At 56.9% G+C, this 3319-nt stretch carries 2 protein-coding genes and 2 pseudogenes; 2 read left to right on the top strand and 2 right to left on the bottom strand.

Features of this window, described 5'->3' with window-relative positions; genetic code table 11:
- Positions 1-498: pseudogene (locus PPP56_RS01195) on the top strand (hypothetical protein); the annotation flags it as partial.
- Positions 499-758: 260 nt separating this feature from the next.
- On the opposite strand, the gene PPP56_RS01200 reads toward PPP56_RS01195, so the two are convergent.
- Entirely contained in the window at positions 759-1652 is an 894-nt protein-coding gene (locus tag PPP56_RS01200; RefSeq protein ID WP_353561950.1) for an anti-sigma factor, read from the bottom strand.
- A 7-nt stretch (positions 1653-1659) separates the two neighbouring features.
- The gene (locus PPP56_RS01205; protein ID WP_353561952.1) at positions 1660-2274 is read right to left on the bottom strand and encodes a sigma-70 family RNA polymerase sigma factor; all 615 of its coding nucleotides are present in this window, start codon (positions 2272-2274) and stop codon (positions 1660-1662) included.
- Positions 2275-2710: 436 nt separating this feature from the next.
- Between PPP56_RS01205 and PPP56_RS01210 the strand changes: the two are divergent.
- Positions 2711-3319, top strand: a pseudogene (locus PPP56_RS01210) (pyridoxal phosphate-dependent decarboxylase family protein); the annotation flags it as partial.

Below are 3319 nucleotides of genomic sequence, written 5' to 3' on the forward strand. Positions count from 1 at the left end.
AACGACTATGAGGCATTCTTCGTTGTGCACGATCCGACCCAGGATCTGAGCACCGTCGACCTTACTACCTACCTCATCCTGGGTGTTTTTGGGGAATCGCTCGAAGCAGGCGACCCCAACCTGCGTGCCGTTACGATCACGATGGGCAATGATGGCTCAAATGCTTACGTCGCAACCAGCGTGGAGGGCGCTCCTCAGGAAGATGTCGTCGCGCTCAACGAAAGCAACCCGACCGTCATGCTTCAGGAAGGAATGCGGTACAGGTTCGTCATTGAAAATGGCGGAGCTCACCCTTTCGGTATTGACGATGGGGCAGGGACTACGCTCCTCAATCATGACGGTAGCGGCTCTTTTTCTGACGATGCAGCGGTAGATCTCATTACAGACGATGAGGGCGGTCTTTCTTTCAACCTGACCGCCGATCTGTCTGATGCTCTTGCAGCGTACTTCTGTAATTTCCACGGACCGATGCGGGGCGAGCTGGTTATCATGGAGTAGCTTTCAGCCGCTCCCGATGTTTTCCTGGTGTTTAAAGAAGAGAGGGGGTTCTCCTGCGCAGGAGAGCCCCCTCTCTTTTTGCTACCGCTACCGTTAACCCGCCTTTTGCTTATGCAGTTGCTTAGGCAGTTGCTTACACAGCACGCCTCCTCAGTCGCTGTACCCGTGGCGGTATCTCATCCATTCACCGAATGGCTCCTTGTGCTGCATGACGCTTTTCTCTTCTCCAGTTCTGTCCTTATCTCCCCCTGCCGGCCTCCTCAAACCTGCTGGCCTAATAAGAACATATCTCCTGTTGGCTGCGGCATACCTCCTTCGGGCTCCAGTGTTACGGCAAAAGCATTAGCAGACGGCGACGGCTCTGCATCGAGCTGGTCAACCACGAAGAAAAGATCACGGCGTGACTGATCGAAGTGAAACACTCCCGCCGATATCGGCGCCTGCTCGTCTTTGATTAGCCATAACTGATAGTCTTTGTCTTCAGGCGGCGGCGGCAGATTGGCCATCTGCAAAACCGCCCGCCCCTCTGTTGGCGCCCACACGATCTTCCCGTAGCCCTCAGGACTGGCATCAAGCCCCCCCATGTTTATGAGCCGCGCTTCACGCGCAGCAAGCACTGTCAGCAGCTCTTGCTGCTGTTGGACCTCACTCTCCAACTGCGTAATAATGGCCTGCTGATCCGATACAGTGCTGCGCAGGTCAAGCGTTAGATATGCCAGCCCGATCGATACCGCCAGAAGCAGCACAGCAGCCAGCTTGTAAGCCCATGTCGAACGAGAAGCAGCACGTCGTGACGCTTCACGGTCTGACGCACGATCAGATCTCTGCCCTGTCCCCAAGCCCGCGTTTTGTGAGGCAGGTGACGCGCCAGACGGCTCGTCAAAATCAGGCTGCGCGTTGGAAGACGACGCCCCCTGTGCAGAGCCAATGGATGTCATAAGGCGCGTTTCGACAGCATCAGAGGGCGGCTCGGGATCGGCGGCCAATGCCAACTCATCACGCACGTCACACAGGTCACGGTAGAACGCCTCCTGTTCAGGCGAAGCCTCCTCAAGCATCGTTTCAAAACGGGCCTGCTCGGATTCGTCAAGCGCTCCCAGGACATACCCCGCACAGAGCGATTCGAAGTCAGTATGTGCGTTTTCGTTTTCCATAGCGCCGTTAGTCTTCCTCCGTCAGCATCTCACGCAGCTTAATCATACCCTGGCGCGTTCGGTACTTTACCGTGCCCAAGGGGATACCGGTACGTTCTGCAATTTCGGACTGGCTTAGCCCTTCAAAGTAGGCAATCTGAATCACAGTACGTTCTTTTTCAGAAAGCTGTTGCAGCGCCTCACGGAGGCGTTCTGCCCGGTTGCCAAGTACCGTATCTTTGTATGGACTGTTGCCCCGTGCCGAAGGGACCATCGTAAAGTCACCGACAGTGTGCTCTTGCCGCTGGATGTTCTTGTACACCTTCGAACGCGTGCGGTCAATTGCTTTGTTGCGCGCAATTGTGACAATAAAGCTGTACGGCTTGCCTCGATCCGGATTAAACCGGTCCGCCTTCTCCCATACCTGTGTAAACACTTCTTGCAGGCAGTCTTCGGCTTCTTCCCGGTCGTTCAGTATTGAAAGCAACAGACCGAAGATGATATTTTTGTACGTACGATAGAGCTTTCTGAGCGCCTCTTCATCCCCGTCTTGAATACGACGCATCCACTCGGCTTCTTGTACCCTGGAGTAAGCTGCCAGGCCAATCAAGAAACCAACCAGTAAAAGGAAGAGGTCTTGCATACAGGTACGAAGTTAGTACGCTACCGGATGGTTTGGGCGCACCGGAAAGTCATCTGAGAGGAAGCGGAGGCTGCGTATAGCTACGACAGAATAGGAAGAGCGAAGATAGGGTGCAACCGTGCCTGAAAACGCTCAGGCTGGTATGCAACATGCAACGAACGCAGCCTGTGGCTTCCTCCTCGCTGCGAGGGACGGGTAACATGGAGGGGAAGCGCGCTTAGCTCGACCATTCAAGCGCGAAACGCCACATAGCGCACGGTCCAGGTGGAAGGCCGATGTCCCCGTTACGCGACGAAACTGCAGACCCTGGCACGCACGGAACGCCTGCAAGGCCTTGCTTGCACGGAGCACGCAAACACCAATCCGCGATAGAGCGTACATGGTGGTACCCCTTTTTCGCATCCCCCTGAGCCTCTAATCAGATCGATCCGGCGTTATGAGCGAGCAGTTGCACAAGGCCGCATTTCTTGGACCCAAAGGCGAGAACCTGGACGAGCTGGAACAGCTTCTGCTTGAAGTGCTGCGCGACCATGTGTTCTGGCGCCGCAATTTTCACCCGAGCGATCCGCGTCTCATCGCCGAGCATGACAAGCGCTCGGAAGCGTTTACGGCGATGACGGCGCAGATGCGCGATGAGCTGTTTAAGATTCTGTCGGAGCTGAAGCGTGCGGCCCCGCTCTACTCGCCGCGCCAGGTGGCGCACATTGTGAGCGACCCCACGCTGCCCGCGCTCGTCGGCTACTTTGCCGGACTCCTCTACAACCAGAACAATGTGGTTGAGGAGGTCTCGCCCGAGACGGTGCGCGAGGAGCGGGCGTACTTTACCGCACTCGCTGAGATGGTGGGCTATCCGGAGTTTCTGCCTGAGAAGCTGCCGCCTAATGCTCGCGCGCGCCGCCGGCCCTTTAGCTGGGGGCACCTGTGCAGCGGCGGCACCGTGGCAAACCTCGAAGCGCTCTGGATGGCCCGCAACGTGCGGCTCTATCCGCTCTCGGTGCGGCTCGTGGGCGAAACGCACACCGACTTTGCCCACATGGCGCGCATG

The organism is Longimonas sp. (assembly GCF_040409695.1).
GTDB lineage: Bacteria > Bacteroidota > Rhodothermia > Rhodothermales > Salinibacteraceae > Longimonas.

What these genes read in the sequence shown, in the direction of transcription:
- PPP56_RS01205 (WP_353561952.1), bottom strand. Translation starts at nt 2,274, where the DNA reads ATGCAAGACCTCTTCCTTTTACTGGTTGGTTTCTTGATTGGCCTGGCA.
- PPP56_RS01200 (WP_353561950.1), bottom strand. Translation starts at nt 1,652, where the DNA reads ATGGAAAACGAAAACGCACATACTGACTTCGAATCGCTCTGTGCGGGG.